Source organism: Nocardia sp. NPDC051750 (genome assembly GCF_044453135.1).
Classification (GTDB): domain Bacteria; phylum Actinomycetota; class Actinomycetes; order Mycobacteriales; family Mycobacteriaceae; genus Nocardia.
Map to the genome: position 1 here is coordinate 458,242 of NZ_JBITCK010000004.1, position 22,535 is coordinate 480,776.

At 65.0% G+C, this 22,535-nt stretch carries 24 protein-coding genes and 1 pseudogene; 14 read left to right on the forward strand and 11 right to left on the reverse strand.

Annotated elements, in window-relative coordinates; all coding sequences use genetic code 11:
• Window positions 1-19 precede the first annotated feature (19 nt).
• Window positions 20-736 (forward strand): alpha/beta fold hydrolase, encoded by a 717-nt coding sequence (locus ACIA75_RS20515; protein ID WP_397106212.1) that lies wholly within the window; start codon window positions 20-22, stop codon window positions 734-736.
• A 47-nt stretch (window positions 737-783) separates the two neighbouring features.
• On the opposite strand, the gene ACIA75_RS20520 is transcribed toward ACIA75_RS20515, so the two are convergent.
• Together ACIA75_RS20520 and ACIA75_RS20525 are read right to left on the reverse strand one after the other, a co-directional pair.
• Window positions 784-1,971 carry a phosphotransferase gene (locus ACIA75_RS20520; RefSeq protein ID WP_397106214.1) on the reverse strand — a complete coding sequence of 396 codons (1,188 nt, stop codon included), beginning with the start codon at window positions 1,969-1,971 and terminating at the stop codon, window positions 784-786.
• 331 nt (window positions 1,972-2,302) lie between these two features.
• Window positions 2,303-3,295, reverse strand: coding sequence for an AraC family transcriptional regulator ligand-binding domain-containing protein (locus tag ACIA75_RS20525; RefSeq protein ID WP_397106216.1), 993 nt, complete (start codon window positions 3,293-3,295; stop codon window positions 2,303-2,305).
• Window positions 3,296-3,524: 229 nt separating this feature from the next.
• Between ACIA75_RS20525 and ACIA75_RS20530 the strand changes: the two genes are divergently transcribed.
• Window positions 3,525-4,805, forward strand: a complete 1,281-nt coding sequence (locus ACIA75_RS20530) for a cytochrome P450 (protein ID WP_397106218.1) — start codon at window positions 3,525-3,527, stop codon at window positions 4,803-4,805.
• A 63-nt stretch (window positions 4,806-4,868) separates the two neighbouring features.
• Here ACIA75_RS20530 and ACIA75_RS20535 read toward each other — a convergent pair whose 3' ends face one another.
• Window positions 4,869-5,462 carry a TetR/AcrR family transcriptional regulator gene (locus ACIA75_RS20535; RefSeq protein WP_397106220.1) on the reverse strand — a complete coding sequence of 198 codons (594 nt, stop codon included), beginning with the start codon at window positions 5,460-5,462 and terminating at the stop codon, window positions 4,869-4,871.
• A 152-nt stretch (window positions 5,463-5,614) separates the two neighbouring features.
• Between ACIA75_RS20535 and ACIA75_RS20540 the strand changes: the two genes are divergently transcribed.
• A complete protein-coding gene (locus ACIA75_RS20540; protein ID WP_397106222.1) occupies window positions 5,615-6,475 on the forward strand; it encodes an enoyl-CoA hydratase/isomerase family protein in 861 nt (286 codons plus the stop codon).
• A gap of 210 nt (window positions 6,476-6,685) precedes the next feature.
• The gene (locus ACIA75_RS20545) at window positions 6,686-7,120 is read left to right on the forward strand and encodes a hypothetical protein (protein WP_397106224.1); all 435 of its coding nucleotides are present in this window, start codon (window positions 6,686-6,688) and stop codon (window positions 7,118-7,120) included.
• 182 nt (window positions 7,121-7,302) lie between these two features.
• Here ACIA75_RS20545 and ACIA75_RS20550 read toward each other — a convergent pair whose 3' ends face one another.
• Complete coding sequence (locus ACIA75_RS20550) at window positions 7,303-7,494, reverse strand: DUF397 domain-containing protein (RefSeq protein WP_397106226.1); 192 nt, start codon at window positions 7,492-7,494, stop codon at window positions 7,303-7,305.
• Window positions 7,491-8,384, reverse strand: coding sequence for a helix-turn-helix domain-containing protein (locus ACIA75_RS20555; RefSeq protein ID WP_397106228.1), 894 nt, complete (start codon window positions 8,382-8,384; stop codon window positions 7,491-7,493). Before ACIA75_RS20555 ends, ACIA75_RS20550 begins: the two co-directional genes overlap by 4 nt.
• Before the next feature lie 280 nt (window positions 8,385-8,664).
• Between ACIA75_RS20555 and ACIA75_RS20560 the strand changes: the two genes are divergently transcribed.
• The 3 genes from ACIA75_RS20560 (at window position 8,665) to ACIA75_RS20570 (ending at window position 10,297) form a co-directional block, all read left to right on the forward strand.
• Window positions 8,665-9,324, forward strand: a complete 660-nt coding sequence (locus ACIA75_RS20560; RefSeq protein ID WP_397106230.1) for a hypothetical protein — start codon at window positions 8,665-8,667, stop codon at window positions 9,322-9,324.
• On the forward strand, window positions 9,321-9,536 hold the full coding sequence (locus ACIA75_RS20565; protein WP_397106232.1) for a hypothetical protein: 216 nt from the start codon (window positions 9,321-9,323) through the stop codon (window positions 9,534-9,536). Before ACIA75_RS20560 ends, ACIA75_RS20565 begins: the two co-directional genes overlap by 4 nt.
• Before the next feature lie 269 nt (window positions 9,537-9,805).
• The gene (locus ACIA75_RS20570) at window positions 9,806-10,297 is read left to right on the forward strand and encodes an RDD family protein (RefSeq protein ID WP_397106234.1); all 492 of its coding nucleotides are present in this window, start codon (window positions 9,806-9,808) and stop codon (window positions 10,295-10,297) included.
• 83 nt (window positions 10,298-10,380) lie between these two features.
• On the opposite strand, the gene ACIA75_RS20575 is transcribed toward ACIA75_RS20570, so the two are convergent.
• A complete protein-coding gene (locus ACIA75_RS20575; protein ID WP_397106236.1) occupies window positions 10,381-11,685 on the reverse strand; it encodes a DUF1254 domain-containing protein in 1,305 nt (434 codons plus the stop codon).
• A gap of 95 nt (window positions 11,686-11,780) precedes the next feature.
• Between ACIA75_RS20575 and ACIA75_RS20580 the strand changes: the two genes are divergently transcribed.
• Together ACIA75_RS20580 and ACIA75_RS20585 are read left to right on the forward strand one after the other, a co-directional pair.
• Window positions 11,781-12,161 carry a YidH family protein gene (locus tag ACIA75_RS20580; protein WP_397106238.1) on the forward strand — a complete coding sequence of 127 codons (381 nt, stop codon included), beginning with the start codon at window positions 11,781-11,783 and terminating at the stop codon, window positions 12,159-12,161.
• A 2-nt stretch (window positions 12,162-12,163) separates the two neighbouring features.
• On the forward strand, window positions 12,164-12,565 hold the full coding sequence (locus ACIA75_RS20585; protein WP_397106240.1) for a DUF202 domain-containing protein: 402 nt from the start codon (window positions 12,164-12,166) through the stop codon (window positions 12,563-12,565).
• Window positions 12,566-12,599: 34 nt separating this feature from the next.
• On the opposite strand, the gene ACIA75_RS20590 is transcribed toward ACIA75_RS20585, so the two are convergent.
• Window positions 12,600-13,628, reverse strand: a complete 1,029-nt coding sequence (locus tag ACIA75_RS20590) for an ABC transporter substrate-binding protein (protein WP_397106242.1) — start codon at window positions 13,626-13,628, stop codon at window positions 12,600-12,602.
• A gap of 122 nt (window positions 13,629-13,750) precedes the next feature.
• Between ACIA75_RS20590 and ACIA75_RS20595 the strand changes: the two genes are divergently transcribed.
• The 3 genes from ACIA75_RS20595 to ACIA75_RS20605 are packed head-to-tail and all read left to right on the forward strand — an operon-like array spanning window position 13,751 to window position 15,908.
• Window positions 13,751-15,154, forward strand: coding sequence for a DUF1254 domain-containing protein (locus ACIA75_RS20595; RefSeq protein ID WP_397106244.1), 1,404 nt, complete (start codon window positions 13,751-13,753; stop codon window positions 15,152-15,154).
• Between the two features lie 59 nt (window positions 15,155-15,213).
• The gene (locus tag ACIA75_RS20600) at window positions 15,214-15,474 is read left to right on the forward strand and encodes a type II toxin-antitoxin system CcdA family antitoxin (RefSeq protein WP_397106246.1); all 261 of its coding nucleotides are present in this window, start codon (window positions 15,214-15,216) and stop codon (window positions 15,472-15,474) included.
• Complete coding sequence (locus ACIA75_RS20605; RefSeq protein WP_397106248.1) at window positions 15,474-15,908, forward strand: type II toxin-antitoxin system VapC family toxin; 435 nt, start codon at window positions 15,474-15,476, stop codon at window positions 15,906-15,908. The genes ACIA75_RS20600 and ACIA75_RS20605 overlap by 1 nt, the downstream gene beginning before the upstream one ends.
• Window positions 15,909-15,940: 32 nt before the next feature.
• Here the strand turns inward: ACIA75_RS20605 and ACIA75_RS20610 are convergent.
• A pseudogene (locus ACIA75_RS20610) lies at window positions 15,941-16,324 on the reverse strand (transposase); the annotation flags it as partial.
• An 85-nt stretch (window positions 16,325-16,409) separates the two neighbouring features.
• On the opposite strand from ACIA75_RS20610, the gene ACIA75_RS20615 reads away from it, so the two are divergent.
• Window positions 16,410-17,396 (forward strand): DNA cytosine methyltransferase, encoded by a 987-nt coding sequence (locus tag ACIA75_RS20615; RefSeq protein WP_397106250.1) that lies wholly within the window; start codon window positions 16,410-16,412, stop codon window positions 17,394-17,396.
• A gap of 11 nt (window positions 17,397-17,407) precedes the next feature.
• Window positions 17,408-18,724, forward strand: a complete 1,317-nt coding sequence (locus tag ACIA75_RS20620) for a DNA cytosine methyltransferase (protein ID WP_397106252.1) — start codon at window positions 17,408-17,410, stop codon at window positions 18,722-18,724.
• Here ACIA75_RS20620 and ACIA75_RS20625 read toward each other — a convergent pair.
• The 3 genes from ACIA75_RS20625 to ACIA75_RS20635 form a co-directional block, all read right to left on the reverse strand.
• Complete coding sequence (locus tag ACIA75_RS20625; RefSeq protein ID WP_397106254.1) at window positions 18,693-19,580, reverse strand: DUF6339 family protein; 888 nt, start codon at window positions 19,578-19,580, stop codon at window positions 18,693-18,695. The two genes, ACIA75_RS20620 and ACIA75_RS20625, sit on opposite strands and share 32 nt — an antisense overlap.
• Window positions 19,577-20,452, reverse strand: coding sequence for a hypothetical protein (locus ACIA75_RS20630; protein ID WP_397106256.1), 876 nt, complete (start codon window positions 20,450-20,452; stop codon window positions 19,577-19,579). The genes ACIA75_RS20625 and ACIA75_RS20630 overlap by 4 nt, the downstream gene beginning before the upstream one ends.
• Window positions 20,453-20,562: 110 nt before the next feature.
• Window positions 20,563-22,533, reverse strand: coding sequence for a transcriptional regulator (locus ACIA75_RS20635; RefSeq protein WP_397106750.1), 1,971 nt, complete (start codon window positions 22,531-22,533; stop codon window positions 20,563-20,565).
• Window positions 22,534-22,535 lie beyond the last annotated feature (2 nt).

Below are 22,535 nucleotides of genomic sequence, written 5' to 3' on the forward strand. Positions count from 1 at the left end.
GTTGCATTTGGAGGTTTTGATGACCCTTCCCGTGGTCTTGGTGCACGGCATCCGGCTGAGCGGCCGATGCTGGGTTTGTGTGACCGAACAAATAGGAGCCGAACGCCCGGTGACGACCGTGGACCTACCGGGTCACGGCCGCCACCGCGGCGAACTTTTCACGATGAGCGCCGCCGTCGACACTGTGCGCACGGCTGTCGAACAGGCCGGCGGCCGCGCCCTGCTCGTCGGACATTCACTGGGTGGGTATGTCGGTATCGCGGCGGCGGCCGAACTCGGCGAGCAGGTGGCGGGTCTGGTGCTCGCCGGTTCCACCTGCGTGCCGAGCAAAGCCATGGCAGTGCCCTTCCGCCTGGCCCATCTGTTCCTCTCGACCCGGCGCGACGGCGGTGAGCGGATCGGCAACCGAATGTTCGAGGCTGCCCTCCCGGCCCGTGTGGCCTCCGCCGTGGGGGAAGGTGGGATAGCCACCGAGGTCATTCCCGATATCGCCCGCGCTTTCAGATCTTTCGATCCGCTTACCGAACTCGGCCGGTACGGCGGCCCGGTGTGGCTGCTCAACGGCAGTCGTGACCATTTCCGTATCCATGAGCACCGTTTCGCCGCTGCCGCAACCCGGTCCCGCCTGCTCGTGGTGCCCCGGGCCGGCCACTACCTACCACTCGCCGAACCACAGCTGTTCGCCCGGCTGATCCGGGATATCGCCGACAGCTGCGATACCCGAATCGACCGATGAATCCTGACCCGCCGACGGCGGTGCCGATTCGCGTGCCGGACCGGTTTTCAGTCGCCGACCGCCTGCAGTGCGTCCAGGTCCATGATCGCGGTGGCGGTGCGGTGGACGATCGCCCGGCAGATGTCGGCGGGCTGGAATTCCGGCATCAGCGAGCTTCGGCCGATGGTGATCATCCAGGCGAAATACGGGTAGAGCGATTGCTGCCGGTAGGCCAGCCAGGCGGAGTCGAAGGACAGGGCGGGCCCACCGGCTTCGCGCAGGGCGTCGATATACAGCGCGATGAGATCGGGTTCCCACGACCGGCGGTCCTCGACCTGGAGTCCGGAGGTGATCGTGTATGCCACGTCGAACGCCCAGCTGCCGCGCATCACCAGCTGCCAGTCGGTGAAACCCACACTGCCGTCGGCGCAGACGTAGGCGTTGCCGATATGCGGGTCACCGTGCAGCAGAGTCTGCGGGCTCTGTTCGGCGATCTGCAGCGCCCGGTCGCAGGCTGCGTAAAGCTTGTCCTGTACGGGCGGCAGGGTCTCGGGCACGATTTCGGGTGCGCGTTTCAACCCGACTGTCGCCCGCTTCTGCATACCGAGCAGCCGGTCGAAGTTACGGAAATGCGCACCCGGCGTCTTCAACCACTCCCGCGCCTTCAACTCCGGCGATTCCCAGTAGTGACCGTGCCAGCGCGCCATATTCCGCAGCAGGCTCTCGATCTGCTCCCGCGTGACCCGCTCCAGCGGCGTGCAGAAATGCGCACCCCGGGTGACACTCACATCCTCCAGCAGTGTCAGCGACCGGCCGGTCCGCAGATCGGCGGCCCCGAAATATCCGCGCGGCGCCTCGATATCGAGTTCCGGCCGCAGATGCTGGAAGAAATTGGGTTCACCGGGAAGCGCATTCGCCAGGTACTGCGTCAGACGCTGGGTGAAAGTGAGGGTGGTTTTGGCGAAGAGGTGTTCCGGCAACCGCGCCCGGCGGCCGGTCTCGTTGTACTGGACCGTCGCCTTCCAGCGGCTCGTCGTCCCGCCTTCGGCGTCGACGATCTCGAATGATTCCACTTCCGCGCCGGGATAGCCGTCCGTGAGCACCCGGTTGAGCCATTCGGCGTCGACCTCGCTCTTCTTCATCGGGATTCCGCCGTCCCGGCGGCGGAACGTCTTCTCGGCCAGTACATGTCCGCCGAGCTTCAGCACTCCCGGCAGCACACTGTCCCCGGGACCACTGGTATTCGTCTCACCCATCCGATCGCCTTCCTCGGCTCGTTCTGCCGCACAACTGCCCGGCGGATCGAAAGTATGGGCTCGCGGCCGGGGTCCCGCAGTGCTCGTCCATGCCTCCCGGGAATCGCGCACAACGCTCCGGTGCCACTATGACCTGCGGTTATCCGTCGTCAACCGGTCGCGGTGCGGACCGGAACTCGGCGCGGTCGGCACCCTCATCGGCGTGTTCGGCTCCGAACACACGCTGCGGCAGCAGCTTCGGTGGCCGCTTCCCCGGTTGTGACTGCCCGGCCTGTCCCGATCGGTGGCATTGCGGCACAGGCCGAGTCGCGGGGGCGCCGATAGGACCGGGTTACTTCCGTCCGTTCCACCGCTGCCGGGCCCGGCGCAGTGCGCCCGCATCGGCGAATCCGGCCCGTCTGGCCAGCGCCGCCTGCGTAACGTCCGGACTGTCCTGGAACCGCTGTGCGACCACCGCGCTGCGCGCCCGGTCGAGTTCCCGGGTCCAGGTGGTCCCTTCGTCGGCCAGGCGCCGTTGCAGGCTGCGACTGCTCGTGGCCAGATACCGGGCGACCCGTTCGATCGTCACCCGCCCGTCCCCGAGCAGCATCGCCAACGCCTGCTGCACCTGCCCCGCCCAGCTGACCTCCAGCCGCGGCGGTGGCGGCAGCACTGCCGCGCACCGGCCGAGGATCGCGGCGAGTGCGGGGTCGGCGGTGCGCAGCGGGAGCTCGAGATCCGCCGTCCGGAAGGTGATCTGATCGGTAGGTGCCCCGAAATCGACCCGGCGTGTACCGAACATATCGACGAACGATTGGTAGCGCCGCGGCGCGGCCTGCCGGAACCGGATACGCACCGGATGCACATCCCGCCCGGTGGCGTTGCGCGCCCGTGTCACCACCGCCGCCAGCGCGAATTGCGTGGCGAGTTCCCGGCCGCGCCCGTGCCCGTTGCGCAGCCGGACATCCGCGTTCGCTTCCTCATCCGATTCCGATTCCCCCGACACCTCGAACCCGATATTGGTGGTGATCAACTGCGCGTACTGTTCCGACCGCGCCAGCCCTTCGGCGAGGGTCGGTGCCGTGCTGAACAGGTAGTCGTGTAATCCGAAATTCCCCAGTGTATTCCGCTGACCGATCCGCAGCGCCACATGCGGATCGTCCAGTTCGTGTTCCACCAGTTTCCACAGGTTCAGCTGGTAGATGCTGGACACCATCGTGTCCCCGGCCGCCAGGACCCAGTCCGGCAGTTCCGCGGCCCGCGCGAGTCGCCGCCGTGCCGCGTCGGCCAGTCCGGCGCTGTCGAGGATGAAATTCGAAAACGCGACATTCTCAACCGTATCCACCTGCGAAACACACCTACTCAGAACGTAGACCTCCCCGGCCCGCATGCGGGCCGCTGCCCGACGACGATATCCCGGCCCGCGGTATCCGGCTGCGTGACGGCCCCGGCCGGCCACAGCGAACGCACCGTTGCGAAAGCATGGCGCGATCCGCCTCTGCGGGGGCGCGATCGGCACTATCGGTCCGGTGCCGCCGATGGCACCATGTCCGTGCCGGTGCCGCCGGTGCGGAGTGTGCAGAACAAGCGGTGAGGACGAACAATTGGTACAGCGCAATCCCGCGTATCTCCCGGCTGCGGCGGTAGCGCCGCGCTCGCCGCTGGATTCCCCCGAGGACCGGGTCCCGCTGCATGCACCCGAATTCGCTGCCGACCCGCATCGCGCTTACCGGGAAATGCGCCGGCGCTGGGGCTCACTCGCGCCCGTCGAACTCGCCCCCGGCGTACCCGCGACCCTGGCCATCGGATACAGCACCGCGTTGCGCATCCTCAACGATCCCGACCGTTTCCCCGCCGACCCGCGCACCTGGCAGAAAAACATCCCCGCCGACTGCCCCGTCCTGCCCATCATGGAGTGGCGTCCCACCGCGAGCCGCAACACCGGCGCGGATTTCCACCGCTACCGGGAGGCCATCACCACCAGCATCGGCAACGTGGACCTGCACGCCCTGCACACCACGGTGGAGCAGGCCGCCGTCCCGCTGATCAACGATTTCTGCGAAACCGGGAGCGCCGACCTCATCTCCCAGTACGTCTTCCCGCTCACCTTCGCGCTCGTGAACGCCCTCCTGGGCTGTCCCGCGGAAATCGGCCAGCGGGTCGCCGCCGGTATGGCGGCCCTCGTCGAAGCCGTCGACGCCGAGAACGGCAACCGCATGATCAGCGAGGCGATGCTGGAACTGGTCGACCTCAAACGCGCCGACCCCGGTAACGACATCACTTCCCAGCTGCTGCACCACCCCGCCGCGCTGAACCAGGAGGAGATGGTGCACCAGGTCGCCGGGCATTACGGCGCCGGTATCGAATTCCAGCAGAACCTGATCGCCAACACCCTCCTGTTCATCCTCACCGACGACCAGGTCGGCAACGGTGTCCTGGGCGGCAGCCTGTCCACCCTCGACGCCCTCGACGAGGTCCTGTTCAACGATCCGCCCCTGGCGAACTTCCTCATCACCTACCCCCGCCACCCCATCCTCGTGGACGACGTCTGGCTCCCCGCCGACCAACCGGTGCTGGTCAGCATGGCTGCCTGCAACAACGACCCCGCCATCCGCGCCGACGACCACGTAGGCAACCGCTCCCACCTGGCCTGGGGTATCGGCCGCCACGCCTGCCCCGCCCAATCCCTCTCCTACCTGATCGCCCAGAACGCCATCGACCAGCTCCTCGACGCACTCCCGGAAATGGAAGCCGCGCTACCCGGCGGCGAACCCACCTGGCGGCCGGGCCCCTTCCACCGCGCCCTGGCCGAGCTGCCGGTCCGCTTCACCCCCAGCGTCAGGTTGAACCTGTAACGCCTCCCTGGCCGCTACGAGCGGACGCGCCGATTCCGAGGACAACGGCGCATCCCTCCGCTGTCATCCCGCGGTCGAGAAGGCGGCGAACGCAGCATCCAGCAGTGTGCCGGGGTCCTCCCGGCCGTCGCTCGCACTCCACTGCCCGAGGACGATCCACAAGCATTCGAGCGCCGCCGCGACGCGAACGTCGGCGACGACCGATGACCTGTGGGCCGGAGAGGTCGTCTTCTGCAGTCGGGCAACGATTCCTGGTCGCCATCCGGTCTGCTTCTCGCGGAGCCGCGCGCAGAGGGCCGGGGTCTGCTCGATGAGGCCGAGGATCGTGACGATGTGCTCGACATCGCGCACGAGGAACGTCACGGCCGACTCCAAGGCGTTGCGCAACCTGCTCCAGTCGTCCTGGTCGGCCCGGCCGGCCTCGAGCGCGTCGGCGATGACGTCACCGACCGGGTCGAAGACGAACAGGACGACGTCTTCCTTGGTGCCGAAGTAGCGCAGGAAGGTGCTCCGCGAGACTCCGGCGGCTTCGGCGAGGTCGGCGAAGGTGACCTGGTTGAAGCCGGTGAGGCAGAACCGGTTGAACGCCACGCGGGCCAGTTCTGCCCGCACCGCGTGACGGCCGATCTCCCGGGTACCGACTGGTGCTGCGCTCATGGAAACAAGTGTACGTAGTCACACCTGTTTGCTCCTTTGGGTACAAGCTCATAATCTGATACTCAGTGTCAGTCATGGCGCTGAGTATCAAATGTCATTCCGGCGGGCGACCCAGTCACGCGCCCTCCCTTTACCGCGAAGTGGAGCTACCCATGAGCTACGACGACCTCCCCGCCCTGACAATCGACGTTTCGGACGGGGTCGCGACGGTGACAATCGATCACCCGCCGCTCAATCTGATGGACGCGGTCCTCCTGCCGTCACTGCGGGCATTCATCGCGCGTGTGCGCCACGACACCGACGTCCGCGTCATCGTTTTCGAGAGCGCTGACCCGGAGTTCTTCGTCGCGCACGGTGACATGGCCTACCTCACCGACCCCGATGCGCTGCCCGCGGCCACTCGCGCCGCGATCGCGGCCGCACCGGACGCGGTCATCCCCGAAGGCATGAACATCCTTCAGGCGATGAGCGTGGAGGTCCGCTCACTGCCGCAGGTCACCATCGGCAAGCTCGCGGGCTTCGCGCGCGGCGCGGGTAACGAGTTCTTCATGTATCTGGACATGCGATTCGCGGCGATCGGCAAGTCGGGGCAGGGGCAGCCGGAGTCATTGATGGGAATCCTGCCCGGGGGCGGCGGCACGGTGAACATGACGCGCCTGGCGGGCCGGGCCCGCGCGCTGGAGCTCATCCTCGGCGCCGAACTCGTGGGGGCGCAGCTCGCGGAACGGTACGGACTGATCAACCGTGCCCTGCCCGCCACGGAACTCGATGCGTTCGTTGGCACCCTTGCCCGGCGGATAGCCGGCCTGCGGCCGGAGGTAATCGCCATCACCAAGGCCGCGGTCGACACGGTCGCGCCGCCGATTCCGCATGCAGCGTACACAGTGGAGAACGACGGCCTGTTCGCGGCGTTCGGCGATGAGGTCACCGAACTCGCGCACAAGCTGCTCGCCGCCGGTATCCAGACCCGCGAGGGCGAACGGGACCACGAGCGCATCGCCAACAGCATCTGAGCCCCCGAGCTATCGCCTGTCCGGGCGATCGGCTCACAGCCGTTGACCTCTACACCGGTGCAGATGCTTTCCAGCATCAGGAAGGGAGCTATGTTCTCCCGCTCGACAGCTAGTGAAGGACGCGAGTTCGCTTGCTGACGAGCGGGATTCGCTCCGCCGGTCTGCCGCCGGCGGTGCGGCTGCGACCGGTCACCAATAGCATCGACGGATGTGACCAACCATTGGCAGCAGGCCCAGCAGTTCCAGACCCCACCTCAGGTTCCGGTCGATGTCGAAGTCTCGGGGTCCACTCCGGTCGGGCGGGCTTTCGCGATGCCGGTGCTGGCCGAATTCGCCCCGGGCCTCCGGTTCCGGCTCTCGAAAGGCCGTAACCAGCTTCTTCTTCCGCCCGGCCGGTTCCACGCCCAATTGTGGTCGCAGTACACGTTCTGGCGAGTGGGCAAGGCGAGTCTCGACGTGGACACCACGCGCGGACCCGTTGTGTTCCACTACGCCGCGCCGCACACCATCTATCACCGGGGCGCCGCCGGATATGAGCCCCAGCAGCGTCTCGGGCTATCGGTCGCGCGAGCGTGGACGATCACGTACTGGTCGTTGCTCGCCGCGGGCCTTCTACTGGCTGTGCTCGCAGTGGTTCTCAGATAACCCGCCGTTCGGGGCACCGGCAGGGGCTCGGTACCGCAGGCGTTGGGTTCGGCTCGACGTTCTGGGTTACGAAGTCCTACATGTGCGAATACCAGCGGTTCCGATCCCAGCCCGTCGCCGGCCCGAAGTCGGCGCGATGCGCGACTGCGGGGGACAGATCGACGGGCTGAAGTCCGGCGCCCTCAACTGTGTGCTGCAACCCTGCGGATGAACGCATTCCATGCGCTCGGCGCGAAGACGAGGGCCGGACCGGCGGGGTCCTTCGAATCACGCACACCGACCGCATCGGCAACGTGCGCCACTTCCACACAGTCTCCGTCAGCCTGGCTGAAACTGCTTTTGTACCAGCTCGCTCCGGATAGATCCCTGCTCACTGCGCATACTCCTCTGCGATCTCCTGCACCAGACGCCGCGTGTCGTCCTCGTTCAACGCTACCGCGTCGAGACCGGACGCAGCTTCCCTGTGACGGTCGATCGCTCCGCTGTCCTCCAGGAAGAGCGCGCCGGTGAAACCTTCCACGAATGCGACAGGGGGTTCCGGAGGGCGCCCGGTACGGAGCGACGGGAACTCGAACAATGTGAAAGATTGGACCACAAGCCCGGAATGAGGACCTGCCCCGAACGGGATTACGCGAAGCGAGACATTGGGAACCTGCGACATGCTGACGAGGTGTCGCAATTGCTCGGCCATCACCGCTCGGCCACCGATTTGGTGCCGTAGGGCTGACTCTGAGAGCATCACGCGCAGCGAAAATTCGGGGATCTCATGTATTCGACGTTGCCGACGTGCGGTGAGTTCGAGCCGTCGCTCGACATCGACCTCAGGGATGCCGTTATGGGTCTGCGTGACGATCCACCGACGGTAAGCAGGGGTCTGCATCAGGCCGGGCAAAAGCGTGAGTTGGAAGGCCGTCATCTGTGAACACGCCTGCTCCAGACTCATGAAGTGGTCGAATTGTGGATTCACGACGTCGGCGTAGGCCCGCCACCATCCGCGGGACGGGTCGCCCTTGGCCGCCTTCACCTCCTGGAGGAGACCCAGTACCTCGTCCCGCACGGAGTCGTCCGCGCCATAGAACTCCAGTAGATCCCGGAACTGCGCGGTGCTGATCCGCACCGGCTGTCCCTCTTCCAGTCGCCCGATCCCTTGCTTGGACACCTCGATCGCGAGCCCCGCGGCCAGCTGACTCTTCTTCGATTCGAATCGCAGTTCCCGCAACCTCCGCCCCAATGCGCGCCGCGGAAGAGTCGATCCAATAGCCATGCCCACCCTCGCTATCTCGTCGTGGTCCAGAACGGACCTATGTTTTCTGGACCTACCCATACTGGACCGCCGGCAATATCGACAGATGGGTCCGAATGGTCTTCTTAGTGAACAGCTTTCGGTGTCTACTATATCCACCCGCTGACCGGAACCTCGGATAAATTTCGAGCGCAATTACTTTCATCGCGAATACTGCCGGACGCCGACTCACCGCTCCCGGCAGTAACAGCCGCGCCCGGTCTACGGACCCACCCCAATTCTCCGAAAAGGGTTCGAATAAATGACGATACGTCCGGAATGTAAGAATTCGCACGCGCACCGCCCCCGCGCGATCGGCTACCTCCGCACCGACCTCTCCCGAGACCGGCAGCCCCGCCACACCGACGCAATCCGCCGCCTGGCACGCCACCAAGGTCTCACCCTGATCTACCTGGTGCGGCTCGGCCCCGACTCCGTTCCGGACCTGATCGGTCACGTCCTCGATCTCGTCCGCGCCACCACGGCGACGACACTGATCGTCCCCGACCTCGCCCATCTCGAAAACCACCCCGGCCGCATCTGCGACACCTGCGACCTCATCACCGTCTGCCCGGAACAGCTCTGGATGAAAGCCGGCACGAACACTCGTGCCGAGACCGGTGAACCCCTCTGGCTACCGGAGATCTGGCACAGCGAACCCGACACCCGGCTGTGCATCGCCGAAGCACACCGGATCATGCAGGCCCACCGAACCTGCAACCCCTTGGACTGCCCCCGCAAAGCCGCCGCCTTCGCCCTCCTCGCCGAAATCGGAAGACTCGTCCCCGCCACCCGCAGCCCCCGCGAACGAGCCGCCGCCCGCGGCATCCCTTACCCACCGGCCGAACCGGCCGCCACGAGCACAAGCCCTTCGATCGCGGTTCTCCAGCAGTTGCTCACCGGCCTCACCCGGGCACAATGACCGCCGACCCGACCCCTGGGCCCAGCGCCGACGTCCACCTCACTGTCTTCCTCCACGACCTCCGCCTCGACTACCGCGCCCACGCTGCTGCCGCCCAACTCTTCCTCCGAGAATGGACAGCCCGCCACGGCGCCCACAGCGCCGCCCTCCTCCCCGGCGAGCCCCACGGATTCCCCCGTCTTCCGTGTGAACGCCTGTACCTCGACTCCTGACCGGCGTGGCCGGCTCCATCCGTGCGTAGAGCGGGCAGATACGGGTCCGCCGCCCGGTCCGAGGCTTCTACCAGGACTCATGCAGGATACGAATCAGTGAAGGTGTCCCGACGGCGTCGGCCACTGTGCCATCCTTGACAGTCGACATGCACTGAGCAGCACCTGACACGCAACCAGCCGCAGCGTTCGCCAGGAGGCATGATGATGCGATCCCTCCGCCTCCGCTACGGGCCCCGCCGACCGGATGAACCTGTTTCGAAGGAGGCGTCATGACCACAGGTGGTTTCGACCCGATGTACGGCCAGGCCGACCCGACGTTCGGCCAGACGACGGGAATCAAACCGGGCGGCCTCGGTAAACGTGCGGGCGCCCGATTCATCGATTGGATCCTCGCCGGCATCATCGGCGCAGTCTTCTTCTGGTTGCTGGGGGTGGTCGCGGACCTGCCCGACTGGGTGTCCGTCCTCCCGGGCGCAGCCTTCGGCTGGCTCTACTTCATCGCCTTCGAAGTCTCCTCGGGCTCGACGCCCGGGAAGAAGCTGCTCGGGCTGCACGTCAACGGCTCGGACAATGCCCCGAAACCCAGCCTCAAGGACTCGGCGGTCCGCAACCTCTACATGCTGCTGAACCTGATCCCGTGGATCGGCGGGTTGCTGTGGTTCGTCGCGGCGATCGCCATCGCCTTCACGATCAGCTCCAGCCCGACGAAACAAGGCTGGCACGACAAGGTCGCGGGCGGCACCCAGGTCATCGACGAATAGCCCTGGCTTCGCCTTCACCCGACTTCCGGATCGGCGGTCCGGACACCGGTGGAAGCCGGTCGGCGAATACTTGTCGGCCGGACTCACCCATCGAAGGGGTGCGGCCTCACAGGCGGGGGATCCCACATCGGGTTTCGTGGACCGTAGAGACGCAGCATGAGCCGGAAAGGGCCCGGCGGGCACGGTAGCCAGTTGACGCCCGGCCGGGTGGGCCGCTGCGTTTGCAGATGGATGGTGAGGGAACCGTCGGCGCCCACATGTAGTCCAGGTGTGCGATCGGTGATCGCGTAGCGGTCGATCGCATTGTCGTAGAGCAGGCCGCCCGCGTGGTAGACGGTCAGCGACCAGAACTGGTCGACCGGCGGGCGGTTCCCGCGTTCGAACCGGACGGTGTAGCAGCGGGTTCCGGTCAGCGGCCTGCCGTTGTCGTCGCGTTCACACACCGGGTACAGCGCTTCTTCGGCTGGGTTGATATAGATCTGCGAATAAGCCACGGCGGCGCGCAGCAGGTGGTCGCCACCGAAGTCGGTGCCGCGATCGTTGATCGACCACCCGTTCACTGTGAGGCCGAGCGCGGCGACATGTTGTTCGATTGCCCGTAGCCCCTCCGCGAGTCCCAGATCGGCCGAACGTCGTAGTGCCGGATCGTCCAGGGTCCTAATTACGGTGCCGAGTGCGTCAGTGGCCCAATCCGGCACCTCGGTCGGCTCTGTATCGGCGAGTACCGCGCTCAACGAATCCAGAAATGCGGCCGTGTCATGGGTTTCGTCCCGCCGTTCTCGTTCGATGAGGCGACGAGGTGGTGCGCCCGCCGGCGTGCCCGGTCCGCTGAGTTCGATTCGATCCTGCAATTCGTGGACCGTTCGGAGATCGTCGCCGCGACCGGGGTCGACGAGTATCCGGATCGCCACCATGACGAACCGTGACCGGCACGCGATCGTCGTGACGCAATCTCCTTCGGACACCGGACGACTGCGGTGGTGCACCATGATCTCCGGCGTTTGCGGGCCGTGCGTGCGTTGTCCGAGAATCGCCGCGGTGGAGGAATCGGCCTCACCGATCTGGATGCTGTAATACCGGTCCTCGAAATCGGGTAGCCGGAGCCGGAAGGCGCCGCAAGCGAGGTCCAGGAATGCCAGCGAGTAGAGCGTGTCCACATTGGGGGCGACCCCGCTCGTGAGCGTCGGATCCGAGAGTCTTCGCTGGTGGCCGAGGCGATTCACCGCCGCGCCCGCCGAGGTATCCGGCCGCGGAGCATCCGGGGTGAGCGGCAGCGTGAAGCGAAATCGCAGGCGCTGGGCGAAAACGTAGGGATAGCCCCAGATGTGCAGATCCGCGGCTCGGCCCGCGATCTCGTCCGGCTCGAGGTGCTGTTTCCGGCTGTTCATAGGTCACCCATCTTAGTGAACTGACTTCAATTAGACTGATCTGGTGAGCCGAGGGCCGAACCTTCGGTCGTACTGGGTCGGTGAGAGGAGACGCCGTGGTGGCCGATGCGGAGTACAACGTCCGGCGGCGATTTCCCGCGCGGGTCTACGGTCGCGGCGCCGAGCCGGACGCCCGGTTCAGCCTCGCGAACGAGCGCACCTACCTGGCCTGGATACGCACCTCGGTGGCGTTGATGGCGGCCGGGGTGGCGCTGCAGGTCTTCGGGATCGGCGGCCGTTCCGGTCCCGGCGTGCTGGCTTCGACTCTGCTGATCGTCTGCTCGATCGTGCTGCCGGTTGCCGCCTGGGTGAGCTGGGCCCGGGTCGAGCGGAGCTTGCGTGAGGACGCTCCGTTGCCTGCGCCGAGCATGGCCGGACCGTTGGCTGTGGTACTCGCCGTCGCCAGTGGTCTGGTACTGGCGGCGGTCCTGCTGTGATCATGTGGCGTCGTCCCCGCAGGCCACAGGGGGCGATCGCGCTCAACGACGGAGGGCTGCAACTCGAACGCACCGCCCTGGCGTGGCGGCGTACCGGATGTTCGCTGATGATCTTCGAATTGGCGGCCGCCCGGGTGGTGGCCGAATGGGGCCAGGGGTTCGTCGCCGTCCTGTTCATCGCGGCCACCGCGCCGACGCTGGTGGTCATGCTGAGCGGGTGGTCGCGACCCGCGACAGCCGGTCACCTGTTGGCCGAGGACGAGCACGGCGTGGTGTATTCGAGCTCGTCGACCGGTCTGCGCGGTCTCTTGCTGGCACTGCTCGTGGCACTGTTCGCAATTCTCTGTCTGCTGGTGCTGTCGAGTGGTGCGGCCGAGGTCCGGCCGACCGGCGAATCCAGCTGACCGGGGCCGGGCTGCTCCGGGGGGATCGAATCCGTCAGCCCTGGAACAGCTGCTGCCATTCTGTCGAGGATCGGTCCACGTACTCCGGGGTCAGCTTCGCGGGGTCGGGTACACGAACGTCGTGTGCGTCGGCGGTGGCGGCGGGGATACCGGGCAGCGCGGTGGCTACGCCGATCGCCTGTGCGGCCTGCGCTTCCGGGCCCACCATGAAATCGGCGAGCAACTGAGCTGCGTTCGGATGCGGGGCGGTCGCGGTGATGTGCCCATAGAAAGGCACACCCCACGACGGCTGCGGCAGCACCCAGTTCACCGGTGCGCCCTTGGCTTTCTCCTGAACCATCGGCTGCACCGTGGGTGAGGCGACGACCTCACCGGATGTCAGTGCCTGCGCAACTCCCAAGGCGCTGGGATAGATACGTGGTTGCAGTGCCGCGAGCCGGTCGACGTAATCGTCGCCGAAGTTCTCTCGGTAGTAGTCGTAGAGATCGATGAACGAGGCGATCCCGGTCGGGTTCACCACACCGATCTTGCCGGTGTACTTCGGATCCAGCATGTCGCGCGGATCGTCGAACCCGCCGGGCACCGCATCGGTATTCCATCCCAAGCTGAATGTGGCGGCGACGTCCAGGAAGAAGCGGTCGTTCTTGATGCTGCGGTCGGGTCGATACTCCGGTCGTTCACGGTTGGGACCGCGCAACGCCTGTGAGTAGCTGCCCGACTCGGCAGCGTTCGCGATCCACGAGGTATCGGTGACGACGTGTACGTCCGCGGTTCCGCGGCCGGTCCGGTTCTCGGTTTCCACGCGCGGGATCAAATCGGCATCCGTACCGCGCACGAATTCCAGCGTGATATCCGGATACTTCTCGTTCCACGCCTTCTTCAGGCTTTCCAGGATCGCCGGGTTCTGGCTCGAATACAGCAGCACCGAGCCCTCCTCCCGCGCCGCGGCCACCACATCGTCCCAGCTGCCCTCGACCGAAGAGGTCGTGCCGCCGCCACCGCATCCCGCCGCGACAAGCGCGGCGCCGATGATCACCGCAAGCCTTCGTCTGAATCCCGCCACCGCAATCTCACTCTCTAGAGTCGAACTGACATCAGTTCAGCAGATATGGCAGAGTGGTGTCAATCACGTTCCGGGGCCCATGGGGCGCACGGTGGTGATCGACAGCGAGGAGTGTGAAGCCGATGCACAGCGGTCGGGACGAGAACGAGCCGTCAACTGATCTGCGGACCTATGAGCCCGGTTCGGCAGACCAACTGACCGCCTCACCGCGGCCCGATATCGTTCCGCACGATTCCGGCGCCCGGGAGCTGCTGACACGCATGCTGACTCTGCAAGCGGTTGTCTACGGATTGCCGAGCGTCTACCAGTACGCAAGCATGTGCGCCCAATGCGCACCCAGCGGCGCCGACGACCTGTGGCAATTGAACGAGTTCGCCCACAGTCGAGAGCCGGCCGGTCCGGACTATCAGGCATTCCGTGTGCCCAACGTCGACACCCTGTACTCCAACGCCTGGCTCGATCTCACCCACGGGCCCGTGCGGCTCGATCTCCCCGACTTCGGCAACCGCTACTACACCCTGAACTTCCTCGATGCCTACAGCAATGCGAGCAACATCAGCGCCCGCACCCACCCGGGCCACAACCGCTTCCTGATAGCCACGACCGACTGGACGGGCCCGGTGCCACCGGACTGCACCCTGTTCCGTGTGGCCACCCCGCTCATGTGGATCCTGTTGCGTATTCAAGTGTTCGAGCCCGACGACCTGCCGAATGTCCACCGGCTCCAGAACGCCGTCCACATCCACCACGACGACGACCGCCACAGAACATGGCCCGTGCTGGATCAGGCTCAGGTCGAAACCTCGCCCGAAGCCTTCTTTCGCGCCCTGGACGCCTCGTTGCGGATCAACGGCACGCCCCTCCGCGACGCGGCGCATGTCAGGCAATTTCGCGCGCTCGGCGTTTGCGCCGCCGACGGAAACCCCGGCGAGCCGGACGAATCGAGCCGCAAGGGTATGCGAGCGGGCTTCGACGACGCGCTGGGACTGCTGGCGCAGTCGCGGTCACTGCTCGGCGAATCGGTCGGCACCGGTTGGACCCAAGTCCTGGACAAGGGCGCCCATGGCGACAACTTCCTGGCCCGTGCCGTAATGAACTTCGTCGGGCTCGCGGCGAATGTCGTCGAGGAAAACTGTTCCTACAACACCTATGTCGACGTCACCGGCGAACCGCTCACCGGAGCCGGCGATCACGCCTACCGCATCGATCTCGCCGACCCGCCGCCCGCCGAGGCCTTCTGGAGCATCACCCTCTACGAAGCCGAGACCGGCCGGCTCTACGACGCGCCGCGCGCCCGGTACTCGGTCGGAAGCGGCGCCGGCTCCGAACATGCGGCCGCTTCCGATGGCCCGGCGGTGATCACAGTGAGTACCGCACCGCCCACCGACGAGAGCGCCTGGTTACCGTGCCCGCCATACCGGTTCTTCCTGGTCCTACGGATGTATCAGCCGAAGGTCGCCGCCATGACCGGGCGGTGGAGGCCGCCGCCGGTATCGCGCACGGGTTCGGTCGGTGATCGACGATAGGAGCCAGCATGTGCGAGTGCCTCGGGATGGGACCGTGCCCCGACGGGTAAGGTAGTTGTATGGCCAAACGTAAGATAACGGTGACCATCGACGAAGAGGTCTTGGCGAAGGCGCGTGAACTGGGAGACGCGCACCTATCCGCCGTTGTCAATGCGGCCCTGGCAGAGCACGTGGATCGGATGGCGCGTCGAGACGCCCTTCGTGATCTGCTCCACGGCTGGGAGCAGGCTGTCGGCCCGGTCGGCGACGACGATGCACGTGACGCGGCTGCCGCCTTCGACGAGCTCGAGGGCATCGGATTCGGCCGCGAGATCGCCTGATGCTGCCGGTAGTCCTCGATTCCGCCGGGCTCTCCGCGGCCTGTGAGCCGAAACCGCCGAAACGGGTGCAGGCGCTTCTCTCGGAGGCGTACCGCCGCGGAGGTGAGGTCCTGGTGCCGGCCGTGGTCTGCGCCGAGGTGTGTCGTGGCGTCGCCCGCACGCGGCAGGTGGAAACGCTGGTTGCTCGCGCGCTACGCGACAGCGCAGCGCATCGACCGGTGCGGATGGTGCCCACCGATTTCGATCTCGCCCGCCAGGTCGGCGCGATCCTCAACAGCGCGAAGGTGGGCAGCCGATATCTGGCCGATGCGCATGTGGTCGCGGTGTGCGTTCAATATGGCGGTGGCCTGGTGATCACTTCGGATCCCGACGACATCATGCACCTCGCGGCCGCGGTTCCGGCTGCCCGGATCATCACCCGCAGTCCGGGCTGATCCGCCGTGCGCAGCATTCGAGCAGGTGGTTGTAGACGCTCCTTGAAAGCCTCGGCAGTTCTCCAGCCGAGGGTCTTGCGTGTTCGGGTGTTGAGAGTATGAGCGATCGCTGCGATCTCTTCAGCATCCCATCGGGATAGGTATGCGCCCTGTGGAAAATACTGTCGCAGACGCCTATTCGTGATCTCGTTAGGACCGGACTGTCATGGGCTGTTCGGCGCCGAAGAAGACTTGGACTCCGGTGGTGACGGTGAAGCGGGCAGGATCGAAGATCTCTTGCCGCGATCCCAGGTCAGTGATCGCCGCAGTTATTCGGGCAGCGTGGTGATCGCTCATGCGAGAGTCGTCGTGACCGCTCCGTAGCCGGCGAGAGTGAGACCGTTCTTCGTGCGCGGATTGAGGACGTAACCCTGCTCTAGAGTCCGGCCTCCAGGATATGAGGGGAATCGCAGATGAGAGTATGTAGGGAAGGGATGAACGAGTCAGGAAGGGCGGGGCCTGATGGTCGGACCACGATTCATCGATGTGTGTGCGGGCGCCGGAGGACTGGCGTTGGGGTTGGAGCAGGCGGGATTCGAGCCGGTGCTTCTCCTGGATAATAAGCGGGTGGCGTGTGACACGCTTCGCTTGAACCGGCCGACATGGGAAGTTCTCGAAGACGATTTGCGAGTCTATGTCCCTTCGGCGACCCTGCGGGACGTGGATCTCTTGTCGGCGGGGTTGCCGCGCGTGAAATCGAACGCGGGCGGGTCTAGATCCAAATCTGACGACGAACTGTCCCTGGTGAAGGCGACCGTATCCCTGATGCATGAAATCCAGCCGAAGGCTCTACTGCTCGAAAATGTTCCGAACCTTGCAACGGCACGGGAATACGAAGATATCCGTAGATTCGTTCGGGAGGAACTTGAGCATTTAGGTTATCGGTTCATGTGGTTTGTGCTGAATGCGGCCAACTTCGGCGTGCCGCAAGATCGCAAGCAGGGTGTGCTCGTCGCTCTCGCGAAACCGTATTTCGAAGCGTTCCGTCCGCCGGCGCCAACTATACGGGAGCATCGGTCGGTCGGCGCCGCACTGGGTCCGTCCATGGCTTCCCGAGGGTGGTCCCAAGTCGAGCAATGGGCGGCCCAGGCAAATCGCGTCGCACCGACTCTCGTGGGTGGCTCCGAGAGGCGAGGCGGTGCGGACCTCGGCCCAACGGGTTCGAGGAGGGCATGGGCAGGTATCGGAGTTGATGGGAGTGTCCTTGCTGATATAGTGCCCGGCTCCGACTTCATCTGGGCTCCCGAACAAGGCCGCAGCGGTATGGTTAGAATCACGGTGGATCAGGCTGCGCTTCTCCAAGGGTTTCCGCCAGAATGGAAATTCGCTGGCAAGAAGACGGCACGGTACAGGCAGGTCGGGCACGCTTCGCCACCACCGGTGGGTAAGGCGCTAGGTCTTGCGATCCAGGCGGCCCTGAATGAACCGAAAAGCGTTGTCGCCGGCTAGACTTCACGCCCATGACCGACCAGGGAGCACGATTCAGTCACATGAGCGACATTCGCGTTCTGGACCTTTTCGCGGGGCCGGGGGGACTCGATGTGGCGGCGCACTTCCTGGGGTATAAGAGCATCGGCATCGAGCTGGATTCGAATGCATGCGAGACGCGCTACGCGGCGGGGCTGCCGACGATCCATGCGGACGTGACCGCGATGCGCGAGACCCGCTTCGACGAGATCCCCAGGTCGGTGGACATCCTAACCGGGGGGCCACCGTGCCAGTCCTTCTCCGTCGCCGGGAAGGGAGCCGGTCGTCGGGCTCTGGACACCGTGAAAAAGTTCATGTCGCGGCTCGTCGACGGTGAAGACGAGGCGCAGATCGACAAAGAGCTGCGTGATCTCGATGACCCTCGTACCGCGCTGGTCCTGGAGCCGCTACGGTGGATCATCAAAGCCCTCGAAACCGACGGTCGCGATCCGTACGAGGTGGTCGTCCTCGAGCAGGTACCTCAGGTCATGCCGCTTTGGGAACTCTATGCAGAGTTGCTCCGCGGTGGTGAAGGGCGGCTCTCCGGCGTCAAGTACGAAACCGAGACCTGGAAGTTGAAGACCGAGGAGTTCGGGGTACCGCAAACTCGGACACGGGCCGTGTTCGCAGCGCGTCGTGTGGAACGCGGACCCATCGGAAGGATCGAGCGGACACACAGTGCCTTCGATGTAACTCGGCGCAAGCGCCGTGCCTCGCAACCCGAACCAGTGCTGAGCGACTTTGCGGTTCCTCGGAGCCCAACAAACTGGGTTTCTATGGCAGAGGCCCTGGAATCTGCTGGCCAGCTGCCTGATTCGCCCGTAGATACATCCCGATTGCAAACAGGCGAGGACCTGAAGTTTTTCGTTGTTTCAAATTACGGTTCCGGTGGGATTTCGACGAACAGAGGTGAACGCCAATCTTCTGAACCGGCTTTTACGGTCACTGGCAAAGTTTCGCGAAACAGAATTTATAAGAGTCGAGAAGATTACGACGCTGGGCGTTGGGACCGTTTCACGCTCCCGGAATCCGGAGTTCTGCAGACCTTTCCCCACAACTTCCCGTGGTCTGGAAAGGACCAGGCGCAGCAGATCGGTAACGCCGTTCCGCCTTTGTTGGGTATGCACGTACTCAGTGCGGCATTGCATGGCTGCGCGCCCGCTCCAGAGCAGCTCGCAGCGGCGAATACCTGGCCAGCGGTGTCCCAGAGCACATCCGAGGAACTACGGCGGCTCGGGTGCGGTGATCGAAGCCAGTGTCCTCCCAAGACACACAAGGTTATTCACCCGGAACAGGGTTCCGCCCCCTGACCGGAACTTCGTTGAACAGCTCAGCAAAGTGGCCGACCAGTGTCTCGACCGACTCGGCCGGAGCTTGTTCTTCCTCCGGCCCCTCGGGCAGGACGTTCCTCGGTGAGGGCAACGCTCGCTCTGCATCTGCAATCCAGTCGCGAAGTGCCTCACCATCTCGATCCACATCGGGAGCGAGTACGTCGTACATGAGCGTTGCCGCTGCGGCATTGACAGCCGTGGTTAGGGCATTGACTTCACGGCCGGTACGCACGGCTCCCCGTGTCATCAGTTCGACGAGCGCCAGCGCGGTCGGACGATGGTCGATGATATCGAGACGAAGAGCGGAGTTGAGCATGTCCTGGTTGCTGCACGCCATTACGACCGGTTGATAGTCGGGACCGTCGCGGAACAGTTCGGCCGCCCACCACAGCCGCGCGAAGGTCTGCTTGAAGTGGGGTCCGAGGAACCTGTCGCGGGCAACGCCACTGCGCCGGACGTTCGACTTCGGCTCGGACATATGCCGCCACACAACATAATCCGGCGCGACCCCGAGAGCGATGTAGTTCCAGAAACGCCTGTCGGCCGCCTCCCGCCGGGTTAGCCGAAGGGTTTCGTGCAGGCGTGGTGCCAGCCAGGCATCCGCGGTGGTGGGACGTTCGTCGCGAAACCTGTTCATCGCATCGTGGATCAACTCACGGACGCGCCGTGATTCCATGCGTCGATCATTGACCGGAAGTTCGTCCGCGACCTTGTTGAGCGCGATGGACTTGACGTCTTCCTGCCCCTCGAGTAGTCCCGTCGAGAGGAATTCGGCAGCTTGCGCGTCGGATAGCAGTGCCAGCCGTTCCGGAAGGTATTCGGGGCGCGCCGTCATGGGTGAATCTCCTGATCGAGTTCTGCGATGCCACGGACGGTAGCCGCGAGCGTCGTCGGAATCTCGGCTCGACGTGCGGCGGCATACTGAATGCGCGGTTGGAGGTCTGCCCAGTTTCCGTGACCGGCCCGCCGCGTGTGCACCTCCCGCAGCGCATCCTGGATGGACCGGCGGGGGAAGATGTCCGGGAGCATCTCGCGCAGCACCGCACCTCGCCAGTCGGGTGGAAACAGCGGAGTCCCATCGTCTTCGATCTCCAGATCGCCGATGGCAGTGTGGAATACGGATGTCCAAACGTCGGCGCATACCTGGGCCAACAGCATCCTCCCTAGCATCTGCTCTGTCTTCGAGCCCTGACCTTCGATCAGTGCGACCAGACCGTCGAAATCCGAGTTCATGCGGAGGACAGGCATATTGCCCGAGGTCTCCACAATCCAGGGCGTGTCACGCAGGCTCGCGAGCCATTCGGTGCTGCGTGCGAAACTCACCGTGTTGACTTCGATCTCACGTTCTCTGATCGGGTTGTCGGAGGTCAGGTCGACGATCCACTCCCGGTCGCTGGAGCCGATGATCCGGCCTGCGACGCCATTGACGGTCGCCACCACGTGGACGAAAAGCGAGGCTCGGTCCAAGTGGTCATCGCGCTCGAATTCGAGCGCGCCCGTCCACTCCTTGCTGGATGCGTCGGGTCTCAGTCGCGCTACCGTGCGCGTGCTGGTGGCCCCTTCGGCGAGAACCGCGACTACCGCAATGTCGGTCCAGTCGCTGGTCCGCGCTACTTCACGATCGGGCACGGTCGCGGTCAGGACGATTCGAGCGGTGTGCCAGTCGTTACGTTCGGCCCGACCGAGCGCGACGACTTGTTCGATCACCGAGTACGCCTTGGTGTCCAGCTGTTCACGAGCGTCTCCGGGTCCGCGTAGTCGGACGGCCGTGACCCGTGCCGTAACCGGACCGGCGAGCCGCGGGTATGGGTAGACTCTCATCGATCGCCCCCTTTGCTTTCCTGCAATTCCACCACGAGACCGGTCAGCCCGGCCCGCACCGGATGCGTGGATACGTCGGTCGTCCCCTGGAATGTTGCTCGACGAGAGTTCGGTTTGAATTCCAGTGCGCCATCGTTCAGCTCGCAGTTTCGGACAGGGACGAGCTCGGCCCACTGAACCACGGGGCGTGAACCGGAGCGGACCTCGAGCTTTGCGACGGGGTACATGCGCCATACCTCGCCATCGGAGGGCACTTTGACTTCCGCAGTAACCTTCCAGGCGCCCGAGGCGTCGACCTCGGCTTCCAACTCGGCCAATTCGGGGGGAGTCGACTTTCCCCTTGTCTTGGCCGGTGCCTTCCCGGAGATCTTTAGCCTGCTACGCACGTTGGATGTACCGTTGCGCTTCTCCTTCGGTATGGCGACCAGCTCGCGAACAGCACGATTCGTTTCCGTGGTCAATGCAGCAATTCGGCGATGGGCCGAGGGAGAGTAACGCATGCGCAACTCTTCTGTCTGGCCCCACTTATTGTGTTCGGGCGGTTCGGCGGCACGGAGAAACATCTCTGTGTCGTCGGCGAACGGGGCATCTTCTCCTGCGGCGCGGCCGGTGAGCAGAACCGCCTGAAATGGATTCGTGCCCATTGGTAGGTCGGTGACCCGGCTGGTCTTGACGGTCATTCGGTTGCCACGCATCGCGGTGACCTGGTTGATCTTGCCGTCGGCATCGGTGGCGTCGGTGACGAGCAGGACAGCCCGGTGCTCACCGGCGGTGCCGGCGCGGCCATCACGATGGGGAAGTCGCAGGGCGACAGTGGTCTGTGCCACTTGGCCCGCCTCGACGAGCCGATCCACTGTGGTGCCGTTGATAAACGCTTCCAGCGCGCGGGTCCGGGCGGGTTGGTGTACATGCGGTTCGACGCGCTCTTCCGCGAGGACTTCTGTGCCGTTGCGCAAGGTTCGCACGGATGTCTCCAACAGAGGCGGCTGATCGGTCCCCGCCGTCATGGCCGCCCAAAAATTGCGACCGAGCGCCTGTACCAGTCTGCGGTGCATACGCTCCAGGTTGTCTTCGTCATCCTCGGCGTCACCGTCGAGTTCCAGACCCGCCGCAGCGAGACTGGCCACATCGTGCGCCCCCACGATCAAGAAGGATGTGCCCGGTTCATCACCGTCGCGCGTCAGATGCAGCTCTTCTACCGCGTCTTCGGTTGCCCACCACGACCGGACGACCTTCGAATCCCCCTTCTCCGGATCCTGGGTGCCCAGCCATCCCGGGCCCGCGAAGCCTTTTCCATCCACTTCGCGCCACGGAAGATCGAGCCGTCCGATGACCCGTCGTTGGGTGTGTCCCTCATGCGGTTCGGAAAGTGTGGAGTTGATGAGAACGAGCCCGAGCCTGCTGGTGCCCCAGAGCGTAGCCTTGCCCAGCCCGTACGATCCGCCCGCGGACGAATCCGCCTTGCGGCTCTCGAGTTGGCGCCGGACTACGGCGGCGAAGCGCCCATCACCGTAGTCGTCGCCGGTCAGGCCTGCCGCGTTGTAGTCATCTATGCGCAGCAAGACCAGACGGTCGCGCTCACCCATCATGTCACGCAGTCCCGAGCCGATGATGCGTCCGACCTTCTGGTCTTGTGCGGCGGCTGCTCTGTAGTGCGGGAGGAGGTCGTCCCAGCGGAGGGCAGTGCGGAATCGGTCGAGCGTGGCGCCGGTCAGCTCATGAAGGGTGTAACGGACTCGAACCGGCTCGTCATTCTTGATCCGCTCGTCCAAGCTGTTCTGAGTCGCCTCGCGGGCCAGGATCTCCAGATCGGCCTCGAAGGCGAAAGCCGCGGCATTGCCGAACTCCCGGCCACCGTCTCTGTGTCCTGGACGGTGATACCACGTAATTTCCGGTGCGCTCGCCTCGGTCAGGATGTTGCCGGATACCGGAAGGATCTCGCCTTCATTCCTCATAATCTTGTCCACCT

Coding starts and splice junctions, on each gene's coding strand:
- ACIA75_RS20515 (WP_397106212.1), top strand. CDS start 20: ATGACCCTTCCCGTGGTCTTGGTGCACGGCATCCGGCTGAGCGGCCGA.
- ACIA75_RS20520 (WP_397106214.1), bottom strand. CDS start 1,971: ATGGGTGAGACGAATACCAGTGGTCCCGGGGACAGTGTGCTGCCGGGA.
- ACIA75_RS20535 (WP_397106220.1), bottom strand. CDS start 5,462: ATGAGCGCAGCACCAGTCGGTACCCGGGAGATCGGCCGTCACGCGGTG.
- ACIA75_RS20540 (WP_397106222.1), top strand. CDS start 5,615: ATGAGCTACGACGACCTCCCCGCCCTGACAATCGACGTTTCGGACGGG.
- ACIA75_RS20555 (WP_397106228.1), bottom strand. CDS start 8,384: ATGGCTATTGGATCGACTCTTCCGCGGCGCGCATTGGGGCGGAGGTTG.
- ACIA75_RS20560 (WP_397106230.1), top strand. CDS start 8,665: ATGACGATACGTCCGGAATGTAAGAATTCGCACGCGCACCGCCCCCGC.
- ACIA75_RS20565 (WP_397106232.1), top strand. CDS start 9,321: ATGACCGCCGACCCGACCCCTGGGCCCAGCGCCGACGTCCACCTCACT.
- ACIA75_RS20570 (WP_397106234.1), top strand. CDS start 9,806: ATGACCACAGGTGGTTTCGACCCGATGTACGGCCAGGCCGACCCGACG.
- ACIA75_RS20575 (WP_397106236.1), bottom strand. CDS start 11,685: ATGAACAGCCGGAAACAGCACCTCGAGCCGGACGAGATCGCGGGCCGA.
- ACIA75_RS20585 (WP_397106240.1), top strand. CDS start 12,164: ATGTGGCGTCGTCCCCGCAGGCCACAGGGGGCGATCGCGCTCAACGAC.
- ACIA75_RS20595 (WP_397106244.1), top strand. CDS start 13,751: ATGCACAGCGGTCGGGACGAGAACGAGCCGTCAACTGATCTGCGGACC.
- ACIA75_RS20600 (WP_397106246.1), top strand. CDS start 15,214: ATGGCCAAACGTAAGATAACGGTGACCATCGACGAAGAGGTCTTGGCG.
- ACIA75_RS20605 (WP_397106248.1), top strand. CDS start 15,474: ATGCTGCCGGTAGTCCTCGATTCCGCCGGGCTCTCCGCGGCCTGTGAG.
- ACIA75_RS20615 (WP_397106250.1), top strand. CDS start 16,410: ATGGTCGGACCACGATTCATCGATGTGTGTGCGGGCGCCGGAGGACTG.
- ACIA75_RS20620 (WP_397106252.1), top strand. CDS start 17,408: ATGACCGACCAGGGAGCACGATTCAGTCACATGAGCGACATTCGCGTT.
- ACIA75_RS20625 (WP_397106254.1), bottom strand. CDS start 19,580: ATGACGGCGCGCCCCGAATACCTTCCGGAACGGCTGGCACTGCTATCC.